The sequence below is a fragment of the Microcoleus sp. FACHB-68 genome (assembly GCF_014695715.1).
Classification (GTDB): Bacteria; Cyanobacteriota; Cyanobacteriia; order Cyanobacteriales; family Oscillatoriaceae; genus FACHB-68.
This window is the reverse complement of sequence record NZ_JACJOT010000018.1, coordinates 296,443-315,253: the sequence shown is the minus strand read 5'-3', so window position 1 is coordinate 315,253 and position 18,811 is coordinate 296,443. Positions and strand designations below refer to the sequence as shown.

Sequence of the window (18,811 nt, the reverse complement as noted above, 5' to 3'; positions counted from 1 at the left end):
TGAGATGGTAGTACTAGATAGCGTCAAATCAACGGAACACCAATGGCATCACCTTTCTCAGGAGCAGGTTGTCCACTCGCTCAAAACTGATCCTGAAAGGGGATTGTCTTTTACAGAAGCAGCAGAACGACACGAGCGCTTTGGTCCTAATCAGTTAACCGCTCAGAAAAAACAGAGTGCCTGGTTGCGATTTCTTCAGCAATTCAATCAACCGCTGCTCTATATTTTGCTGGTTGCGGGACTGGTGACAGCATTTCTGCAAGAGTGGATCGATTCGGGCGTGATTTTTGGGGTGACGCTGCTCAATGCCATCATTGGCTTTGTGCAAGAGGCGAAGGCAGAAGATGCGATCGCTGCTTTATCGGAAGCTGTCACAACTGATGCAACCATTCGCCGCAACGGTCAAAAGCAAGTGGTTTCATCCCGCGAACTGGTTCCTGGCGATCTCGTCCTACTGTCTTCCGGCGATAAAGTACCTGCCGATCTGCGGCTGATTGAAATTCGTGACTTACAGGTAGACGAATCAGCCCTAACAGGAGAATCAGTTCCAGTCGAAAAAACCCTTCAGCCTCTAGAAGCAGACACTCCGCTAGCAGAGCGCACCAACATGGCGTACACCGGCAGCCTTGTCACCTTTGGGCAGGGGCGTGGAGTTGTTGTAGGCATTGGAGAGATGACCGAAACCGGGCACATCTCCCAACTAATGCAGCAGAGTACAGCCATAGAAACTCCTCTAACTCGCAAAATCGATAAATTCAGCAAAACCTTGCTGTACGTTGTATTGGGCTTGGCGACCTTCACCTTTGCCGTTGGCGTTGCTCAAGGGTTTTCCTGGGTTGCGGTGTTCAAAGCAGCGGTTGCGCTGGCAGTCAGTGCGATTCCCGAAGGGTTGCCTGCCATTCTCACGGTGACATTAGCGCTCGGTGTGTCTCAGATGGCAAAGCACCATGCCATCATTCGTAAATTACCTGCGATCGAGACACTGGGCAGCACCACTGTAATTTGTTCCGACAAAACCGGAACCCTGACCCAGAATCAAATGACGGTTCAGGAAATTGACGCAGGTGGAAGACGTTATCGGGTGAGTGGAGGAGGTTATACACCAGATGGAGAAATCTCTCTGAATGGATATGCAATTGACCTGGCAAAGGCACCTGCATTGTATGAATGCCTGCAAGCCGGACTGTTGTGCAACGACTCTCATCTGGAGGTACAGGACGGAAACTGGATGGTGGTCGGTAGCCCCACAGAAGGAGCGCTGATTGCTGCAGCTCACAAAGCTGGACTCAGTACAGACAAGCTGGAGCAGGCGCTTCCTCGGCTCGACACCCTGCCGTTTGAATCTCAATTTCAATACATGGCAACACTACATCGCAGCCGCCCAGAACCGTTAATTTATGTCAAAGGTTCGGCTGAAGCCATCCTCAAGCGATGTCGTCAAATGCTGGATGAAGATGGAGAGCCACTCGCCCTCAACCCAACGCAAATTGAGCAAACTGTAGAGAGTATGGCAAAAAAAGGGCTGCGAGTTCTGGCACTTGCCAGGAAAGCTGTCCCTGATTCTCAAAGCTCTATTGAGCATTCTGATCTGGAGCAAGGTTTAGTATTTCTGGGGCTGCAAGGCATGATCGATCCGCCCCGTCCTGAAGCGATTCAAGCCATTGAATCCTGTAGATCTGCGGGAATTCAGGTCAAGATGATCACGGGCGACCATGCCAAAACAGCAGCGGCGATCGCTCAACAAATGGGTCTAAATTCAACTAAGAATGCACCTGTTGTCACAGGTCAAGAACTTGCGCGACTGGATGAGCAAGGATTAGCCAACGCCGTTGCACAGAGCAATGTATTTGCGCGCGTTGCACCCGAACAAAAACTGCGGATTGTGGAAGCCCTCCAATCCAAAGGTGAAATTGTGGCAATGACCGGAGATGGAGTCAACGATGCGCCTGCATTGAAGCAAGCTGACATCGGGGTAGCAATGGGCATCAGTGGCACTGAAGTCACGAAAGAAGCGGCAGATATGATTCTGACAGACGATAACTTTGCCTCGATCGAGGAAGCTATCGAGGAAGGACGCACCGTTTATAAGAATCTATTGCGGGCGATCGCCTTCATCTTGCCAGTGAACGGTGGCGAATCCATGACCATCTTGATTGCCGTAATGCTGGCAACTCCACTGCCCATTTTACCAATACAAATTCTCTGGCTGAATATGGTCAGTTCCGTTGCCTTGAGTCTACCGTTGGCATTTGAGCCGCCATCTCCAGATGTGATGCAACAGCCGCCTCGTCCTGTGAATGAACCGCTGTTGTCGCGCAGGCTAATCACACGAATTTTAACTGTTTCACTGTTTAACTGGATTGTGATCTTTGGAACCTTTGAATGGATTATACAAACTAGCGGAAATGAAGCCCTAGCACGAACAATGGCAATCCAGGCATTGGTTGCAGCAGAAGCATTCTACCTGTTAAGCATTAGCCGATTTGTTCCGGCAGTTGTTGCGAAGCTACGCGGTAAAAATGAATCACTCGGCTACGCAGTGGCAATTGGCATTGCAAGTGTTCTACTGGTTCAGTTCCTATTTAGTCAGTGGAGCATCATGAACCAGCTATTTGCGACTGAAGCATTAACTCTAACTCAAGGCTTTATCTGTGTCGGTATTGGGATACCTATGATTGCTTTAGCTGCGTTGCTAAAGCGGATTGCTCCACTGAAATAAATGGCTTCAATAAAGCCACTCTTCTAATTGTGCCGGCACCACGTAATTTGTAGCGTTAACTATTCATCTTTTATCATGACTCCTCATAATCTCAAACAGGCGATCGGCATCTTCTCTAATCGTCAAGACGCAGAACAAGCACTAGCTGAGCTAAAAAACAAGGGTTTTCCCATGCACAAGCTCTCAGTGATTACCAAGTCTTCTGGTAATGACGATAATTTAGATAGGCATTTAAATAGACAAAGTGTGCGGCAGCCTTCAATAATAAGAGCAGAAGGTGCAAAAACAGGCGCGATTACAGGAAGCATGGGAGTAGGTTCACTCGCCATAATTGTTGGACTCAGCAGCCTGCTAATTCCTGGTATTGGTCAGGCATTAGCGGTAGAAAGCCTTTTAACAACTTTTCTTGGCAGTGGAATTGCCGCAACTGCTGGTGGTCTATATGGCGCACTTCGAGGATGGCTGGTGCCAGAAGAACAGGCAAAAATTTACAACGACAGATTTAACCAGGGAGATTATTTGATCATCATGGAGGCAGTAGAAAACGAGATCTTGATTGCTGAACCTGTCCTTAAATATTGGGGGATTCGGACGTGGCGTGTCTATGATGTATCTTGAATCTAAACTAACGTGAGTTCGGGATAAGGAGGGGTGGAACAGATACAGTTGAAAGTGCCTAATTCTCAACCTATCTGACCACCCTATGCCTAGTCTAGAAGCCTTGTTTTGCCATGTGGATGATTTTTGCCGATGGTTTGAACCACGCTGGCAGCAACGCCTGTTGGATAAAGGGTTACAGCGTCGTTGCCGCTGCCGCAATCTGAGCTTAAGCGAGATCATGCCTTCTCTTGATTGCCTTCCATCAATCGGCGTATCGCAACTTCAAGTGGTTCAGTTGCCCAGTTCGTCTGTCGCTATTGGCGCAAAGCCTTTCCTCGATTAGTCAGCTACCAACGCTTTGTGGAATAGATGCCATCGACCCTGATGCCGCTGTGCGCCTACTTGCGCCACTGCTTTGGCAACTGTACTGGCATCAGCTTTATTGATTCGACCAGTATCAAGGTCTGCCACAACCGTCGCATCTCCTCCCACAAGGTGTTCAATACCCTAGCGGCTAGAGGCAAAACGTCCCTAGGCTGGTTCTTCGGGTTTAAGCGGAACCTGGTGGTGAACGAGCAAGGACAGTTGCTTAATGCAGTCCTCACTCCTGGCAATATGGATGACCGTGAGCCTGTCCCTCAATTGCTACAACAGCTTTTTGGCAAGGTTTTTGGTGGCAGGGGATATATCTCCGAGAAACTCGCCCTTCAACTTTGGCCCGATTGGGGGATTCAACTGATAACTAAGCTCAAACGGAACATAAAAAACCGCTTGATCACATGGGCAGATAAGTTGCTCCTACGGCGACGAGCCATTATGGAATCGGTGATTGATTAGTTGAAGAACATTTCTCAGAGAGAGCATTCTCGTCACCGTTCACCCATCAACTGCCTAGTCAATTTGGTCTGCGGCTTGATTGCCTATTGCCACCAGCCAAAGAAACCATCCCTCATACCCGATGCCTCTTTGCCCGCGTCTGTTTAACCCGAACTGACGTTAAATAAATTTAAGATAGTTTAATAGCAATTCTCAATGGCATAAAAAATGGGGAAAAGTCAGAAAGACCTGGGGGAAGCCTCCTAAACCCCCTGCAAATGGGGTGATCTGCTGAGCGTCAATACCCCCAAGGGCAATTCTGAATGAGTTCTTAGGATTTGAAATTTTAGATTGAACACACGAGAGAATTGCTATAAGCGCTTTTTTATTTTCGATAAATCGCGTCAGCAACGCGGCAGACATCGCGCATTTCTCGAACATCATGAACCCGCAGGATATCGGCAGCACCGGCAACGGCGGCACAACAGGCTGCAGCGGTTCCCCAGACACGGGCTTTGGGTTCGGGTTGATCTAAAATATGACCGATAAAACTTTTACGCGAAGGGCCAACTAAAAGGGGACAACCAAGGGATTGGAACACCGGCATCTGTCTAAGAATTTCTAGATTTTGCTCGTAATTCTTGGCAAATCCAATGCCGGGATCGATGATAATTCTAGAGCGCTCAATTCCTGCGGCAATGGCAGCATCAATTCGCTGCGTGAGAAATTCCGAGATTTCCCCAATCAAATCTTGATAATTTGTTAGCTTTTGCATGGTTTGGGGAGTGCCCCGGATGTGCATCAACATCACCGGCACCCCTAGCTGCGCCACAACCGGCAGCATTTGGGGGTCGAAGGTGCCACTGGAGATGTCATTGATGATATCTGCGCCGGCTGCAATGGCTGCCTGCGCCACCTGTGATCGGGCGGTATCAACAGAAATTGGCACCTCATTTAGAGCTGTTGAGCCGGCTGCTTTCCGCAGTTCTCGCACCACCGGCACCACGCGCTCGATTTCTTCCTCAACAGACACCTCAAGCGCACCGGGACGGGTTGATTGCCCCCCGACATCAATGATGTCTGCGCCGGCATCTGCCAGTTCTTGAGCCTGCGCCACGGCAGCAGCCAGGGTGTTGAACGATCCGCCATCGCTAAAGCTATCGGGCGTAACGTTCAAAACACCCATCAAATAGGTGCGACTTCCCCAATTAAAGGTGCGTCCCCGAATGGTTAAAGGTGCCGGCATTGCCTACGCCCTTTTTGCTATTTGTAATTCACAATTCGCGCAAAGCTTGCCGGTTCGAGACTCGCGCCTCCCACCAAAACGCCGTCAATTTCTGGCTGAGCCATGATTTCATCAATATTATCTGGCTTGACAGATCCGCCATATTGAATCGGTACATCGGCATTGCTGAGCTGCTGCCGAATTAACCCAACAACTCGATTGGCTTCTTTGGCTTGGCAGGTGTCGCCGGTGCCAATTGCCCAGATCGGTTCGTAGGCGACGATCAGGTTATTTTGATCGACATCTACGAGGCCTTTTTCCAGTTGGCCAATAATATGAGTTTCTGTTTCCCCGCCGTCCCGCTGTTGCTTGGTTTCGCCAACGCACAAAATTGGGGTGAGTCCGTGTTTCTGGGCGGCTTTCAGACGCCGGTTCACCGTTTCATCGGTTTCGCCAAAGAACTGCCGGCGTTCGCTGTGGCCAACGATCACGAAACGCACGCCAAGTTCTGTGAGCATTGGGCCAGAAATTTCACCTGTGTAAGCACCGGCGTCTTCCCAATGGACGTTCTGTGCTCCTAGCCGCAGGCGACTCCCGTGCATATTCTTTGAGAGATTTCCCAAGGTTGTGAAGGGAACGCAGAGGATAATTTCTCTTTCTTCTGGGGTTTCATCCAGGTGGTTCACAAATCCCTGCAAAAACTCCAGGGCTTCTGCCTGGGTTTTGTACATTTTCCAGTTGCCGGCAAGAACGATTTTCCTCACAGGTGATTCAGTTTAGTTAAGAATGGTATAAATAGCACCCTCCAGTCTAAAGCTTTTTGGGGGCGTATCAATTTTAGATTTGAGATTTTTAGTTTGAGTGCGACTGGTGAGCCGGCAGATTTTCTGGTTTGTCAGGGAAAAATCAGCCGGTGAGAAGTTCGGGAAAATGCCGGCGCTAGGCTCCGAGTGCGGTATTCTCAAAGTTAGGTTCTGTTTTCAGCTTATCCCCGCCGCTCGTTATGACACCGCCGGATCTTCGGGAACTCGCACAGCAGGGCGATCTTAATGCAATTGCGGCCCTGCTCAACCGCCAGTTGCAGCCTCTAGGCATGACGGCTCAAACTTCCCTACAGGGTGAAGAATGTTTGGTCGTTTTGCTGGAATCCGTTGAGTTTGTGCCGGATCGCTATGCGGTTGTGCAACTGATTCGCAACGAGCTGACAGATTTAGAGTTTGATGAGATTAATCGGGTGAAAGTTCGCGGACGACAAGCCGGTCAGGAAGAGTTGGCTTGGAGTCACGAAGTTGGGCTGGAGGTTGGCACCTATTCGATGCTCATGGTTTCTCAAGCCCAAGATCAAAATGCGTCGGTGCCGGCACCCGCGACTGAGGCTAATCAATCGCAACAATTGCTTTTAGAACCCCAACGCTGGCAGAAAATTGCAATTGGCATACTCACCGCAGTGTTAGTCTTGGCGCTGCTAGTTTTTGCCGGCCAGAAGTTAATTCCTGGGTTTTCAGACAACATTTTCAGACCTGGAAATAACGAGGGAAATCCTACCGTGCCGGCAACCCAACCCTGAGCTTGCAAACAGCTCAGGGCGTACGTTTTATTGACAAACGACCCAACAAAAGCGACGCTTTACGGATTCGCTGCCGCCGCCCGTGCTGCCGCCGCCTCATCTGGGTGAATACCCAAGCGTGTGAGATTGATGCGACCCTTCTGGTCGATTTCTCGCACTTTGATAATCACCTCATCGCCGACAGAAAGCTCATCTTCCACCTTGCCAACGCGATAGTCAGCGATCTGGGAAATGTGGATCATGCCTTCTTTACCGGGCAGAAACTCCACAAACGCCCCGATGGGGATAATGCGAGTGACGTGACCGACATAGACATCGCCGGCACTGAGCTTGCGCGTCATATTCTGGATAATGGTGCGTGCTCGCTGAGCTTTTTCGCCTTCTATCGCAGAAATTGTGACGGTGCCATCGTCCTCAATGTCAATCTTGGCACCCGTTTCTTCGGTAATGCCCTTAATCGTCTTACCACCCGGCCCAATGATCATGCCGATTAAGTCTGGGTCAATCTTAATCGTCAGCAGGCGTGGTGCGAAGGGTGAGAGTTCTTCACGGGGTTTGTCAATCGTGCTGAGCATTTTTTCCAGGATGTGCATCCGCGCCGGCTTGGCTTGGTGGATGGCGTCGGCGATCACCTGTATCGACAAACCGGATATTTTCATATCCATCTGCAATGCCGTAATGCCGGTATCGGTGCCGGCCACTTTGAAGTCCATGTCGCCCAAAAAGTCTTCGATGCCCTGAATATCTGTGAGGATGCGAACTTCGTCACCTTCTTTGATCAGTCCCATTGCCGCGCCACTCACCGGCTTGATGATGGGTACACCGGCATCCATCAAGGCTAAGGTTGAGCCGCAGACTGAACCCATTGAGGTGGAACCATTAGAAGAGAGAATTTCCGACACCACCCGAATCACATAGGGAAATTCTTCCTTCGGCGGCAGAATCGGCGTAATTGCGCGGGCGGCTAGGGCACCGTGACCGATTTCGCGGCGTCCGGGTGCTCTCATCGGCTTGGTTTCACCCACAGAGAAGGGAGGGAAGTTGTAATGGTGCAGGTAGCGCTTCTCGTCTTCCGGGTGCAAATCGTCTGCCAAATCTTGGGCGTCGCCAGGGGTTCCCAGTGTCACAACTGACATCACTTGGGTGAGTCCTCGGTTAAATAAGCCGGTGCCGTGAACGCGTCGCGGCAATAGCCCAACTTGACAGGAAACGGGACGGACTTGGTCGAGCTTGCGACCGTCAACCCGCACTCCATCTTCTACAATCTGCCGGCGCATCAGCTGTTTGGTGACATCTTTGAAAACAGTGCTGATGGCTTTGCTGTTTGCAGTGGCTGCGACTCGCAACGGGTCATCTTCTGACAGTTCTTCAATCGCGGTGACAACTTTGGTTGCTTTAATTTCATCCAAGGCTGCATCGCGGGCATTTTTATCGAGGTCAAACTGAGACAAAATGGCTTTGATGTCTGCGCTGACGCGATCGTGAATAAAGTTTTGCAGGGTTGGATCGACGGGCGGCTGTTCTTCTTGAATCAGCCCAATGCCGAGTGCTTCCATCAGCTCTCGTTGAGCTTTAATCAGGTCACAGGCGGCTTCGTAGCCAAAATCGATGGCTTCGATAATGTCCTGTTCTGGCAGTTGGTTCGCACCGGCTTCCACCATAATCACCCCATCTGGGGAGCCTGCGACCACTAAATCTAAGTCGCCGTTTTCAATCTCATGGTATGTTGGGTTGATAACGAAATCATCTCCAACTAAACCAACCCGCACTGCTGCCATTGGCCCATTAAAGGGAATTTGAGCTAATAGCACTGCCACAGAGGCTCCCGTCACGGCGAGCACATCCGGCGGTACTAATGCGTCCATCGACAGCGTTGTTGCGACGATCTGAATGTCATCGCGCAGCCAACCTGGGAATAGGGGACGCAGAGGCCGGTCAATCAAACGGCTGGTGAGTGTCACTTTTTCGGGGGGACGCCCTTCCCGCCGCAAGAACCCACCAGGAATCCGACCGGCAGCGTAAAGTCTTTCTTCGTAGTCTACTAACAGGGGCAGAAAATCGATGCCCTCTCTTCCTGTTGAGCGGGTTGCCGTCACTAAAACAGCCGTGTCTCCTGACTGAATTAACACTGAACCACCGGCCTGAGGCGCAAGTAGGCCAACCTTCAGCCGAATATCCCGTCCATCAAAGGATATCGACTTGTCGAATTCTTTCATGCAACACTTTTTCCTTCTCTATTCCTTTCTGTGGCAATCGTAGCACTGAATATACGGGTGCTGCCGCAAGGTTAATAAGTGTGTAAATTAGCCGGCTTGTCTGGTTTTGGATAGGGAATCTTCCTTTGTCTGGGACTTGCACAACTGCACCTGTTCCCCCACTCGTGGAACCCGCGCTCTCTTTGGGGTGCCGGTTGGGTTGTACAATAAAGCCAGGGCTGTAGATGTTGCCACAGGCTTGGGTGAAGTTTGGTTTCAGATATTCCCTAGGCTTCTCTTGCATTGTTGCCGGTGTGGCTGTTCTTGTTAATAGCTTGTGATGACCTATCCCCCAGCCGGCATATTCTGTCTGAGATAGAGCTTTAGCCTAAATTTACCCATCAATCATGACTCGATTCCCCAGCCCCTCTTAAAATTTGTTATTAAGGATGTCTCCCGGATATTTTTTACCGTATAGGGTTCGATTTGATACCATTAATACTGAATTTTGATAAGATTAATGTAAAATATTTTCTTAATAAAATTAATCAAAAATTCTCATATTTTCAAGTTTTAGAAAGTTGATCGGATGGGCGAATCTTTGAGGTGCTAATCGCAAAACCTCAAAGCAAGTTGCATTTTCAGTGTCAGTGTTAGATGAATTGTAAGGATTTCTAGATCGAATGGCAATTTTACATGGCAGTTGGTTAATTCAGCCTCAGGGAGGTTGTTTATTTATTTGGGGAGAAGTCTGGCGCAGAATGACGCTGTCTGAATCCCCAGAAGTTGCAGCGGTGTTACCTCATCCTTTGGCAATGGCACCGGCTGAACTAACAGAATTTATAAAATCGTTAAAAATAACCGCGATTAAGGGATTCGGGGAAAAGGGAAAAAGCAGCCGGTGGGAGTCTTTGATCTTTTCTGTTCCAACGCGGATCTCGGAAACAGGTGAGGTAACGCCTCAGCATTCCGCAGCAACGCCGGCAGAAAGTGAGGAAATGCCGGTTTATCTTTACCCTTGGCAAGTTGAAGGACTTTGTCTAGACGCTGTAGAGGCAATGCAATTTTTGCAAGCATTACCCCTGGGAAGTGTGAGTGAGGAAGACTCTTTTTTAGGGGCGGATTTGCGGTTTTGGTCACATTTGGCAAGATGGAGTTTAGATTTACGGGCAAGGTGTAAATTTTTACCGGCACTTCAACACAATACAGATAATTCCGCAGCCGGCACCTGGCAACCGCTACTAGACAGCGCCGCCGATCAAGGGCGTCTGGAACGCTTTTTAAAACAAATGCCGGCTGCTTGTCGGACATATCAGGTGAATGGGGAATGGGGCAATGGGCATGGGGCATGGGGCATGGGGAATGGGGGATTAGAAAGAGAAACGACAGCCAATTCCCAATCCCCAATGCCCAATTCCCAATTCCCAATAGCAGTGAATTTACCAACCACTCCTCAAGAATTGCTGTGGGGATTTTTGCAAAGTACCATTGATGCCCAAGTGCGACAGGTGGCGAAAAATCAAAGTGTGCCGGCATTCGTAACGCCGCTTCGGGAGTGGTTGCAAGCGTTGGGTTCGCAGTCTGCTGAGGTGAAAGCGCCGGCAATGGCGACGGAACGTTTGGAGGCTACACTCAAGGCTTGGATGGTGCCGGTGCAGCATCATTTGGCGGGACAGCAGTTATTTCGCACGTACTTTTCACTTCACCCACCGGCTGCCGGTGAGAAAGAGTGGATACTGGCGTATGGTTTGCAAGCTGCTGACGATCCGACTTTTGTTGTCGATGCTAAGACGATTTGGAGTCATCCGGTTGAACGCTTTGTTTATCAGGGGCGAATTGTTGAACAGCCGCAAGAAACGCTGCTGAGGGGATTGGGTGTGGCTTGCCGGCTTAATGCTGCGATTGAACCGAGTTTGGAGGAGGCGTCTCCCCAGTTTTGCCGGCTGACACCGCTACAGGCGTATGAGTTTCTTAAGAGTGGTGCTTGGCGGTTTGAAGATAGCGGTTTGGGGGTTATTTTACCGGCAAGTTTATCAAACCGGGAAGGATGGGCGAGCCGGCTTGGGTTAAGCATTCGAGCGGAAACGCCGAAAATTAAGAAAACTGAGCGGTTGGGATTGCAGAGTCTGCTGAGTTTCAAGTGGGAATTAACCATTGGCGGGCAAAATCTCTCTAAGGCAGAGTTTGAGCGCTTGGTGAAGTTGAATTCTCCCTTGGTGGAAATTAATGGCGAGTGGGTGGAGTTGCGCCCGCAGGATGTGAAGGCGGCGCAAAATTTCTTTACCAGTCGCAAAGATCAGATGGAACTGTCTTTGGAGGATGCGCTGCGGCTGGGGACGGGTGATTCGCAGATGATTGAGAAGCTGCCGGTGGTGAGTTTTGAAGCCGGTGGCAAGCTTGAGGAGTTATTTGCGAACCTGACAACCAATCGCGCACCAGAGGCGATCGCTACGCCAGAAAGTTTCCGAGGTGAATTGCGCCCTTATCAATCTTTAGGTGCCGGCTGGCTGGCATTTTTGGAACAGTGGGGCTTGGGTGCTTGTCTGGCGGATGATATGGGGTTAGGAAAAACCGTTCAGACGATTGCGTTTCTGCTTCACTTGCAAGAGCAAGATGCACTGGAATCGCCGGTGCTTTTGGTTTGTCCAACCTCAGTTTTAGGTAATTGGGAGCGCGAAGTCAAGAAATTTGGCCCGACATTGAAAGTGATGGTGCATCACGGAGATAAACGCGCTAAAGGAAAGGCGTTTGCCAGTGCAGTTAATGGCAAAAATTTGGTGATTACGAGCTATCCGTTGGTGTATCGTGATGCCAAAGATTTGCAAAGTGTTTCTTGGCAAGGGGTGGTTTTAGATGAGGCGCAGAATATTAAGAATTCTGAGGCGAAACAGTCGCAAGCGGTGCGGCAATTAGAGACTCAATTTCGGATAGCCTTAACCGGCACTCCGGTGGAAAACCGGCTGCAAGAATTGTGGTCAATTTTAGATTTTCTGAATCCCGGATATTTGGGGCAGCGGAATTTCTTTCAGCGCCGGTTTGCGATTCCGATTGAGAAGTATGGGGATACCTCGTCGTTGCAAACGTTGCGTTCGCTTGTGCAACCGTTTATTCTGCGCCGGTTAAAAACGGATCGTACGATTATTCAAGATTTGCCTGAGAAGCAAGAAATGACGGTATTTTGCGGTCTTTCTGCGGAACAAGCTTCTCTCTATCAAAAGCTAGTTGATGAGTCTTTGGCGGAGATAGAATCAGCGGAAGGAATTCAGCGACACGGCATGATTTTAGCGCTGTTGGTGAAGCTTAAGCAAGTTTGCAATCACCCGGTTTTGTTTACAGGAAAACCTGAGAAGTCAAAGGGTAAAAGTTCAAGCGAGGGTGGGAAAACTGCTAAGTTGGCAACTAATGCCGGTTTGGCGGGAATTAGCACGCAGCAATCTGGAAAGCTTCTGCGCTTACAAGAAATGCTGGAGGAAGTTTTAGCGGAAGGTGATCGGGCTTTAATCTTTACGCAGTTTGCTGAGTGGGGCAAGTTGCTTAAACCGCATTTGGAAAAACAGTTTGGGCGGGAAGTTTTGTTTTTGTACGGCAGCACCGGCAAGCAGCAGCGTGAGGAGATGATTGACCGATTTCAGCATGATCCGCAAGGGCCGAGAATTATGATTTTATCGTTGAAGGCTGGAGGAACTGGGCTGAATTTAACGCGGGCAAATCATGTTTTTCACTATGATCGCTGGTGGAACCCTGCGGTGGAAAATCAGGCGACTGATCGGGTATTTCGGATTGGTCAAACGCGGAATGTTCAGGTGCATAAGTTTGTCTGCAACGGCACTTTGGAGGAAAAGATTCATGACATTATAGAAAGCAAAAAGGCGCTAGCTGATCAAGTTGTGGGGGAAGGTGAGCAGTGGTTGACTCAAATGGATACGGATCAGTTGCGTAATTTGTTGTTGCTTGATCGCACTGCGGTTATTGATGAGGAGGGGGATTGAAGGATTTGGGGTAGTTTTTGGTGAGGAAGGAGGGAAGAGTTTTTTAACCGCAGATAAACGCAGATAAACGCAGATGGATATTCTCATTTAGTGTAATTTGTGGGTGAGGAGGGAGGGAAGAGTTTTTTAACCACAGATGCACACAGATGCACACAGATGAAAGCGTAGCGTGCCGGCAGGCATATACAGATAAATACAGATGAGTGCAGATGAGTTTTTGGGCTTAATTTAATAGTTGAGCGGGATAAGAAAAATATTCTATAGGGAAGGAGAGAAAATGACTGGAAGCAATATTCAGGTTAGTCGTGAGTGGTGGGTGGAACGGTGGTTGGAGTTGTTGGATTCTTACCGTTTTAAGAAGCGCTTGGAAAGGGCGAGGGTTTATGCAAGGGAGGGTAATGTTCTCAGTATTGAATTTAAAGGGCCAAAAGTATTAGCTAGGGTTCAAGGCACTGATCCTGAACCTTATCAAGTTTCTTTGTCTATGGATGCTTTTACCGATGAAGAGTGGAGTTATGTGATTGAGACGCTATCGGAAAAAGCGCTATTTTCGGCTAAAATGCTGGCAGGAGAAATGCCACAAAATATTGAACAGGTTTTTATTAAAAATGGGTTAAATTTGTTTCCCTACCGGCTTGATGATATTCGCAGCCGGTGTAGCTGTCCGGATAAGGCAAATCCCTGCAAACATATTGGGGCAATTTATTATCTTCTGGGTGATCGCTTCAGTGAAGATCCGTTCGTTTTGTTTCAACTCCGGGGACGCAGCAAAGAGCAAATTATTGATGCGCTACGCTTGTTGCGAGGGAAGGGAGAGGGAGAGAATGGAGGAGAGGGGGAAAAGACTCCTTTTCCTGCCTCTAGCTCTATGCCTCAAATCGAGCAGTTTTGGCAATATAATGAGCAACTGGAATCTTCTCTGGTTGTAATTGCGCCGGCACCCAGCAGTGAAACAATTTTAGATGTACTTGGTCCCATTCCTTTACCATCGGATGGTAGTGAAAATTCTCGCTCAAATAATGCGAATGCGACTGTGCCGGCTGTCATGCAGTATTTAAAAACGGTTTATGCTGAGGTTAGCCAGCAAGCCATTTTATCGGCAATGACAAATGATTCTTGAAGTAAAGGCGGGTTGATCTTGCGTATTGTGGCAAGAATAGAGGTTTTTAAATTAACCACAGATAAACACAGATAAACACAGATGGTTTATATAAATTTATCTGATCAAGTACGCTAACCCGCCTCTTGAATTAAAGTCTAGCCGTTTTTGTGTCGAGAACCTTCGCGCAAGTTTTCACGATATTCTTCCCGATCTTTTGAGTCTTGGAGGTGTCGCTGCATTAGTTCTATGATATCGTCCATATCCTCCTCGATCTCAAAGACAACAACCCGACAATCTTCATCGTAGAGGTCTTTATCTCCCTGTAAATTAACCTCCAAATCATCAAATTCTTTGAGGTTGATATCTTTACCTAGACCTAAGCCAATAATGATAAATTTGACAATTCTTTCATCATCTATTTTGGCACAAGTCTGTTTCAGCAAGGTTTTAAATTCGGGAAGATCGTCAAACCCACCATCAATGTAGATGATAAAGAATGCGCCTTTTGATTTGCCTTCCTGAATATCCTGAAGCGTTATTTTTTCGCGTCCATCAAACCAATTTTCTAAACACTTACGCAATGCCGGCGCGATATGGGTGTTGGCATCTGGGTTATTTTCCAAAAACAGAGAACGAACTTGTTCTGGGATGGAAACTTGACGGATCTGGCCTCGAAATCTGCGCCGGTTAAAGGTTGTGATAGCAACTTCTTCACAGACCTTTAAATCTGGGTTGTCTTTGGGACGTCTGGTTAAAATTTGCCCAACATGACCCATTACGAGTTCTTCCATTTGCTGCCAGCGGCTTTTGTTACTGCCAACATCTTTTAAACTCATGGAAGCGCTTTGATCGATGAGAATAAATACGTCACGGTTGTAAATTCTTTCAATTGGTTCGGCCATCATATCCTCCTGCAAAAATGCTTGTTTTTCTCGAACCCAAGTTAGATTGAAAACTTGTTGGTAAATCGGATTTGTGACTTTCAGGAGACCCTCTTCTTTTGTCACTAAACCTGAGATAATTAATTCCCACTGTTCAGAAAATCCTTTGAAACGAATCGAGCTTTGGGTTAAAATTTTATGATAAAGGGCTAAAGCTTTAAGCTTGAGAAGTTTACCACTTGTTTGACCCCGAATAAAATAGTTTTCGATTTCTTGAAAGTGAACATTTCTGTCTTGCTTACGCCAGTTTTTAATGATTTTAGTTTGGACAATTTTTGCTACATACTCTTCTAAATTTGAATTTTCTTGCAGCTTAGGACTGCTTATCACTAAATTGCAGACAACCTGAGTGAGAAAAGGTTGGCCCCCTGTCCAGTAAAGAATCAAATCTAGAAGTTTTGCGGCTTCATTTGCGTCTTTGGTGACTCGGTCGAGTCCCCGACGTAGGGGTTCACAGTCGCCGGTCAAATTGCTCAGTTCGATTTGAATTCCGACATTCAGTGGATAATTTTTAGTGACAAAATCTGAGGGTTTAGCGACGCCAAGCAGAACGAATGTGAGGCGGGTTAAGGGAGATTTATCTTTTTTGTCTGATAAGGCTTTAATTTCTCCAATAAAAGAATCTTGTAAATTCCAGTTTATCAAAGTTTGAATTTCATCGATAAAAATAACCAGTTTTTTGTCTTCTATTTTACTTAAAATTTCTTCAATTAAAAATTCTTCAAATCTGACTGAAGGCTGAATATCTTGGTTTTTATACCAGACAAAATCTAACCGTTCCAATAAATTAAGATTGGGGATAGAAATACCTTTGCAAATTTCCCGGAGAATGTTAAACCAAAGAAATTTTTCAGACTCTACGCTGCCAAGCCGGTGTAAATTTAGCTGAACACAGATTGCGCCTTCTTCGGTTAGTTTCTGTGCTGTTTTTACCATCAAGCTAGACTTGCCCATTTGACGAGGCGCAAGCACATAACAGACTCGCTCATAAATATGAGTAGAACGCGCAAAATTATAAAGTTCTTCGTCTGCCTCTCGTCCTACATAAGTTGGCGCTTCGAGAGGGAGTGTACCCCCCTGTACTTGATAGAAGCTACCCTGGCCATTATCTTCCATAAGCCACTCAATTATCCTTCTAAAACTATTATAAATGTTCCTGAAAATATCGTTTGTATAACTCAAACCTAACCTCCCAGGAAAACCCATCCTGTCTAATTAAGCCGGCTTTCTCTAACTGAAACTTTGCAAACTCATCTTTACAAGGTTCTTGCTTTAAAATATTGCTAAAACACTGACGTAAATTTTGATTTCTTTGTAGCAATTCTAAATGATTCAGTAAATAAGAACCGAATGGCCCGTTTGCCTGAACAGCCTTGCGTTCCAATTCTTCTAAGCTTAGGTTATTTTGACTAATTTGATAAAGACCCAAATTAACTAAAGCTGGATGGCCACCTACTAACGCTTTTAAAGTTTTGACTTCGGCGTTTGTCCAAGTTTCTAAGCCATATTTATTCGCAAGTTCTAAAATTTGATTCGAGTTAAATTCTTCTAATTCAACCGCATCTCCCACATTCGGCATCACAGAACCGCGAATTTCTCGATCCAAATAGGTTTCGGTTGAATAAGCAACAACAATACTTGGCCAAACAATTTGCGCCTGACTGACGACCTTCATTTCAGTTTCATTCCAAGTCCTCAGCAAGTTTAAAAAAGGTGTTTGAGTTTTCTCATACCCCAAAACTGCATCAATTCCGTCAATAATTAAAGTTTTGCTTTGCTTAATTTTTGAGAAAATACGATCTCGTAAATAATCTGTGCAATTTGTACCGGGAGCAACATCGGAACGCCAAGATTTTTTTAAATCTTCTAGATCATAGTTACTCAACGTGCCTTTGAATGATTGAGCAATGGCATAGGTAAAACGCTGTAAAAGTTTATCTAAATTTGTGAACGCTTCGGGTTCAAAACCAACGCCTCCCAAATCGACAAAACCAACTAAATGATTCGGTTGTTTCTCTAATAAGTGCCGGAGGTGAACTAGCAAAGAAGACTTACCCATTCCTTGAGAGGCTTTGATTCTAATAAACGGCATGGCGCTTTTTTTGCTGCGATCCGCTTGTAAGGCTTGCCGGCACGTTTTATCGGCTGCTCGTTCTATATACCGTCGATCTCCAATTGGCACAATTCCGATGAGGGGATAAATAACAGGTTTTTCTTGTTTGCCAACCCAAATAATTTCTTTTTTACTGTCCCGACCGGCACAATCAGGCGTGGTGATTTTAATAAACTTTTCTTCTTCGTATTTCTTCAGCCACCGATGAGCCGTGCTGCGTGCGCGTCCACACCATTGAGCAAAATCTCCGTCACTAATCAGCTTCTTCCAATCTTCGTTTGCCTTCAGCTCTGCCTCTAGCCGGCTCAACCCTTCCTCTTGACTCAGCTTTTTACTCATAAGCGCAGAAACCCACCCCCACACAACTTTAACTCACGCTTGTCACTTCCCTCTTCTATTTTAAAACACAGTGCAAGGAAAAAAATACGATTAACGCTTCACTCACGCTCCATCTAGAGAAGCATTTTTCGATTAATGCTCCATTTATGCTCTAAAAAGACCTAAATCTTGATTCTAAAAATATTTTATTGGCGAAACATAAAACAGTAATGACAGTTCTTTTTTTATCCTTTATACCTTTATATATGGATTCGATTCACAGTCAAACCAATCAGGGAAAAAATTAATTATTGGTAAAAATTCGGGAATTGATTGTTTTCCCACTACCTAATTTTTTAAATATGACACCAAGTAAAACATCCTCGGATGGAGAGATACGGGAAAAGCTATATCTAGTAGCCGGTGGTTCCGTGTTAGGTGCTGTCGCCTTGCTGTTAAGCGGTGTCGCCTTGCTGTCTAAAGTCCCGGCAAATTTACCCAGAGAACGCTCATCAGGGCCAACACAAACTTGCGCTGAAATTGTGCAACCAAAAGCGGCATTATCGCGAGAACAATTAGCAAAACTTTTGAGCGTGCCAGAGCGCACCCAGCGCCGCAAAGTGCAAGAAATTGCCAAAGAACCTTACTGCCGGCTGCCTTCTTTAAACATTCGCGCAGGGTCTACCACAGCTCGCGATATTTACCCCTTAGCATTCGATCCGCAAACATCCCTCGTGATTATCTATGAAGGAGAAACCTATGTTGGGTATGGCTTCAAGCGTTCGTAGAGCCTTGCTTGCCGTAGCATTACTCATCGCCACCGGCTGCACGCAACAGCCGGCAGAACCCCCCAGAGAACTAACCCTTTACCAATCTTGGGAATTGCAACCTGGGGATGAACTTGCCGGCCATCAAATATTAGGCGGACTCGGCGATATTTCCCTCGCTTTAAATGGGGATGCAATCTATGCACCTTTTGATGGCAAAGTGCAGCCACATAAACCAACCTGCGTCATTTTCTCCAGCGAAGAACTGCCGGTTTACCTATTCCGTTTGTGCGGACTTTCATCACCAAAATTCGGCCCCCGAAGTGCCGGCGAACCCATCGCCACCGGCAACGATCTGCGGTTTGCCTTGCTCAACAAACAACCCGATGGTCGATGGGCAATGGTAGAACCTTCTAAGAAAATTATTGAGCAAATGTTGTTGCCACCGTGAGAGAGGGG

13 protein-coding genes and 1 pseudogene are annotated in these 18,811 nt (G+C 47.2%); 8 read left to right on the top strand and 6 right to left on the bottom strand.

Going from position 1 to position 18,811, the window contains the following annotated elements:
* Positions 1-4 precede the first annotated feature (4 nt).
* The 3 genes and pseudogenes from H6F73_RS25105 to H6F73_RS25095 all read left to right on the top strand — a co-directional run bounded on the left by H6F73_RS25105 (position 5) and on the right by H6F73_RS25095 (position 4,303).
* A complete protein-coding gene (locus tag H6F73_RS25105) occupies positions 5-2,719 on the top strand; it encodes a cation-transporting P-type ATPase (RefSeq protein ID WP_190761479.1) in 2,715 nt (904 codons plus the stop codon).
* A gap of 75 nt (positions 2,720-2,794) precedes the next feature.
* The gene (locus H6F73_RS25100) at positions 2,795-3,337 is read left to right on the top strand and encodes a hypothetical protein (RefSeq protein ID WP_190761478.1); all 543 of its coding nucleotides are present in this window, start codon (positions 2,795-2,797) and stop codon (positions 3,335-3,337) included.
* 85 nt (positions 3,338-3,422) lie between these two features.
* Positions 3,423-4,303, top strand: a pseudogene (locus H6F73_RS25095) (IS982 family transposase).
* Between the two features lie 217 nt (positions 4,304-4,520).
* Here the strand turns inward: H6F73_RS25095 and folP are convergent.
* Positions 4,521-5,381: a dihydropteroate synthase gene (gene folP / locus H6F73_RS25090; protein WP_190761477.1), complete on the bottom strand. Its 861-nt coding sequence runs from the start codon at positions 5,379-5,381 to the stop codon at positions 4,521-4,523.
* Between the two features lie 17 nt (positions 5,382-5,398).
* Positions 5,399-6,124, bottom strand: a complete 726-nt coding sequence (tpiA, locus tag H6F73_RS25085) for a triose-phosphate isomerase (RefSeq protein WP_190761476.1) — start codon at positions 6,122-6,124, stop codon at positions 5,399-5,401.
* Between the two features lie 239 nt (positions 6,125-6,363).
* Between tpiA and H6F73_RS25080 the strand changes: the two genes are divergently transcribed.
* Complete coding sequence (locus H6F73_RS25080; protein WP_147684147.1) at positions 6,364-6,927, top strand: hypothetical protein; 564 nt, start codon at positions 6,364-6,366, stop codon at positions 6,925-6,927.
* 59 nt (positions 6,928-6,986) lie between these two features.
* Here the strand turns inward: H6F73_RS25080 and H6F73_RS25075 are convergent, their stop codons facing one another.
* Both H6F73_RS25075 and H6F73_RS25070 read right to left on the bottom strand, forming a co-directional pair.
* Positions 6,987-9,143 carry a polyribonucleotide nucleotidyltransferase gene (locus H6F73_RS25075; RefSeq protein WP_190761475.1) on the bottom strand — a complete coding sequence of 719 codons (2,157 nt, stop codon included), beginning with the start codon at positions 9,141-9,143 and terminating at the stop codon, positions 6,987-6,989.
* Positions 9,112-9,426: a hypothetical protein gene (locus H6F73_RS25070; RefSeq protein WP_190761474.1), complete on the bottom strand. Its 315-nt coding sequence runs from the start codon at positions 9,424-9,426 to the stop codon at positions 9,112-9,114. The genes H6F73_RS25075 and H6F73_RS25070 overlap by 32 nt, the downstream gene beginning before the upstream one ends.
* Positions 9,427-9,805: 379 nt before the next feature.
* Between H6F73_RS25070 and H6F73_RS25065 the strand changes: the two genes are divergently transcribed.
* Positions 9,806-13,111, top strand: coding sequence for a DEAD/DEAH box helicase (locus H6F73_RS25065; protein WP_190761473.1), 3,306 nt, complete (start codon positions 9,806-9,808; stop codon positions 13,109-13,111).
* Positions 13,112-13,388: 277 nt separating this feature from the next.
* Complete coding sequence (locus H6F73_RS25060) at positions 13,389-14,231, top strand: SWIM zinc finger family protein (RefSeq protein ID WP_190761472.1); 843 nt, start codon at positions 13,389-13,391, stop codon at positions 14,229-14,231.
* Positions 14,232-14,368: 137 nt separating this feature from the next.
* Here H6F73_RS25060 and H6F73_RS25055 read toward each other — a convergent pair whose 3' ends face one another.
* Positions 14,369-16,270 carry an AAA-like domain-containing protein gene (locus tag H6F73_RS25055; RefSeq protein ID WP_190761471.1) on the bottom strand — a complete coding sequence of 634 codons (1,902 nt, stop codon included), beginning with the start codon at positions 16,268-16,270 and terminating at the stop codon, positions 14,369-14,371.
* Between the two features lie 28 nt (positions 16,271-16,298).
* Entirely contained in the window at positions 16,299-17,606 is a 1,308-nt protein-coding gene (locus tag H6F73_RS25050) for an AAA-like domain-containing protein (protein ID WP_190761470.1), read from the bottom strand.
* A gap of 341 nt (positions 17,607-17,947) precedes the next feature.
* On the opposite strand from H6F73_RS25050, the gene H6F73_RS25045 reads away from it, so the two are divergent.
* Together H6F73_RS25045 and H6F73_RS25040 are read left to right on the top strand one after the other, a co-directional pair.
* Complete coding sequence (locus H6F73_RS25045) at positions 17,948-18,373, top strand: hypothetical protein (protein WP_190761469.1); 426 nt, start codon at positions 17,948-17,950, stop codon at positions 18,371-18,373.
* Positions 18,354-18,803, top strand: coding sequence for a hypothetical protein (locus H6F73_RS25040; RefSeq protein ID WP_190761468.1), 450 nt, complete (start codon positions 18,354-18,356; stop codon positions 18,801-18,803). Before H6F73_RS25045 ends, H6F73_RS25040 begins: the two co-directional genes overlap by 20 nt.
* Positions 18,804-18,811: the final 8 nt, after the last annotated feature.

Bases quoted from the DNA above. Each gene is read 5' to 3' on its own strand.
- H6F73_RS25060 (WP_190761472.1), top strand. From the start codon at position 13,389: ATGACTGGAAGCAATATTCAGGTTAGTCGTGAGTGGTGGGTGGAACGG.
- H6F73_RS25055 (WP_190761471.1), bottom strand. From the start codon at position 16,270: ATGGAAGATAATGGCCAGGGTAGCTTCTATCAAGTACAGGGGGGTACA.
- folP (WP_190761477.1), bottom strand. From the start codon at position 5,381: ATGCCGGCACCTTTAACCATTCGGGGACGCACCTTTAATTGGGGAAGT.
- H6F73_RS25075 (WP_190761475.1), bottom strand. From the start codon at position 9,143: ATGAAAGAATTCGACAAGTCGATATCCTTTGATGGACGGGATATTCGG.
- H6F73_RS25070 (WP_190761474.1), bottom strand. From the start codon at position 9,426: ATGCAAGAGAAGCCTAGGGAATATCTGAAACCAAACTTCACCCAAGCC.
- H6F73_RS25100 (WP_190761478.1), top strand. From the start codon at position 2,795: ATGACTCCTCATAATCTCAAACAGGCGATCGGCATCTTCTCTAATCGT.
- H6F73_RS25045 (WP_190761469.1), top strand. From the start codon at position 17,948: ATGACACCAAGTAAAACATCCTCGGATGGAGAGATACGGGAAAAGCTA.
- H6F73_RS25050 (WP_190761470.1), bottom strand. From the start codon at position 17,606: ATGAGTAAAAAGCTGAGTCAAGAGGAAGGGTTGAGCCGGCTAGAGGCA.
- H6F73_RS25105 (WP_190761479.1), top strand. From the start codon at position 5: ATGGTAGTACTAGATAGCGTCAAATCAACGGAACACCAATGGCATCAC.
- H6F73_RS25080 (WP_147684147.1), top strand. From the start codon at position 6,364: ATGACACCGCCGGATCTTCGGGAACTCGCACAGCAGGGCGATCTTAAT.
- H6F73_RS25065 (WP_190761473.1), top strand. From the start codon at position 9,806: ATGGCAATTTTACATGGCAGTTGGTTAATTCAGCCTCAGGGAGGTTGT.
- H6F73_RS25040 (WP_190761468.1), top strand. From the start codon at position 18,354: ATGGCTTCAAGCGTTCGTAGAGCCTTGCTTGCCGTAGCATTACTCATC.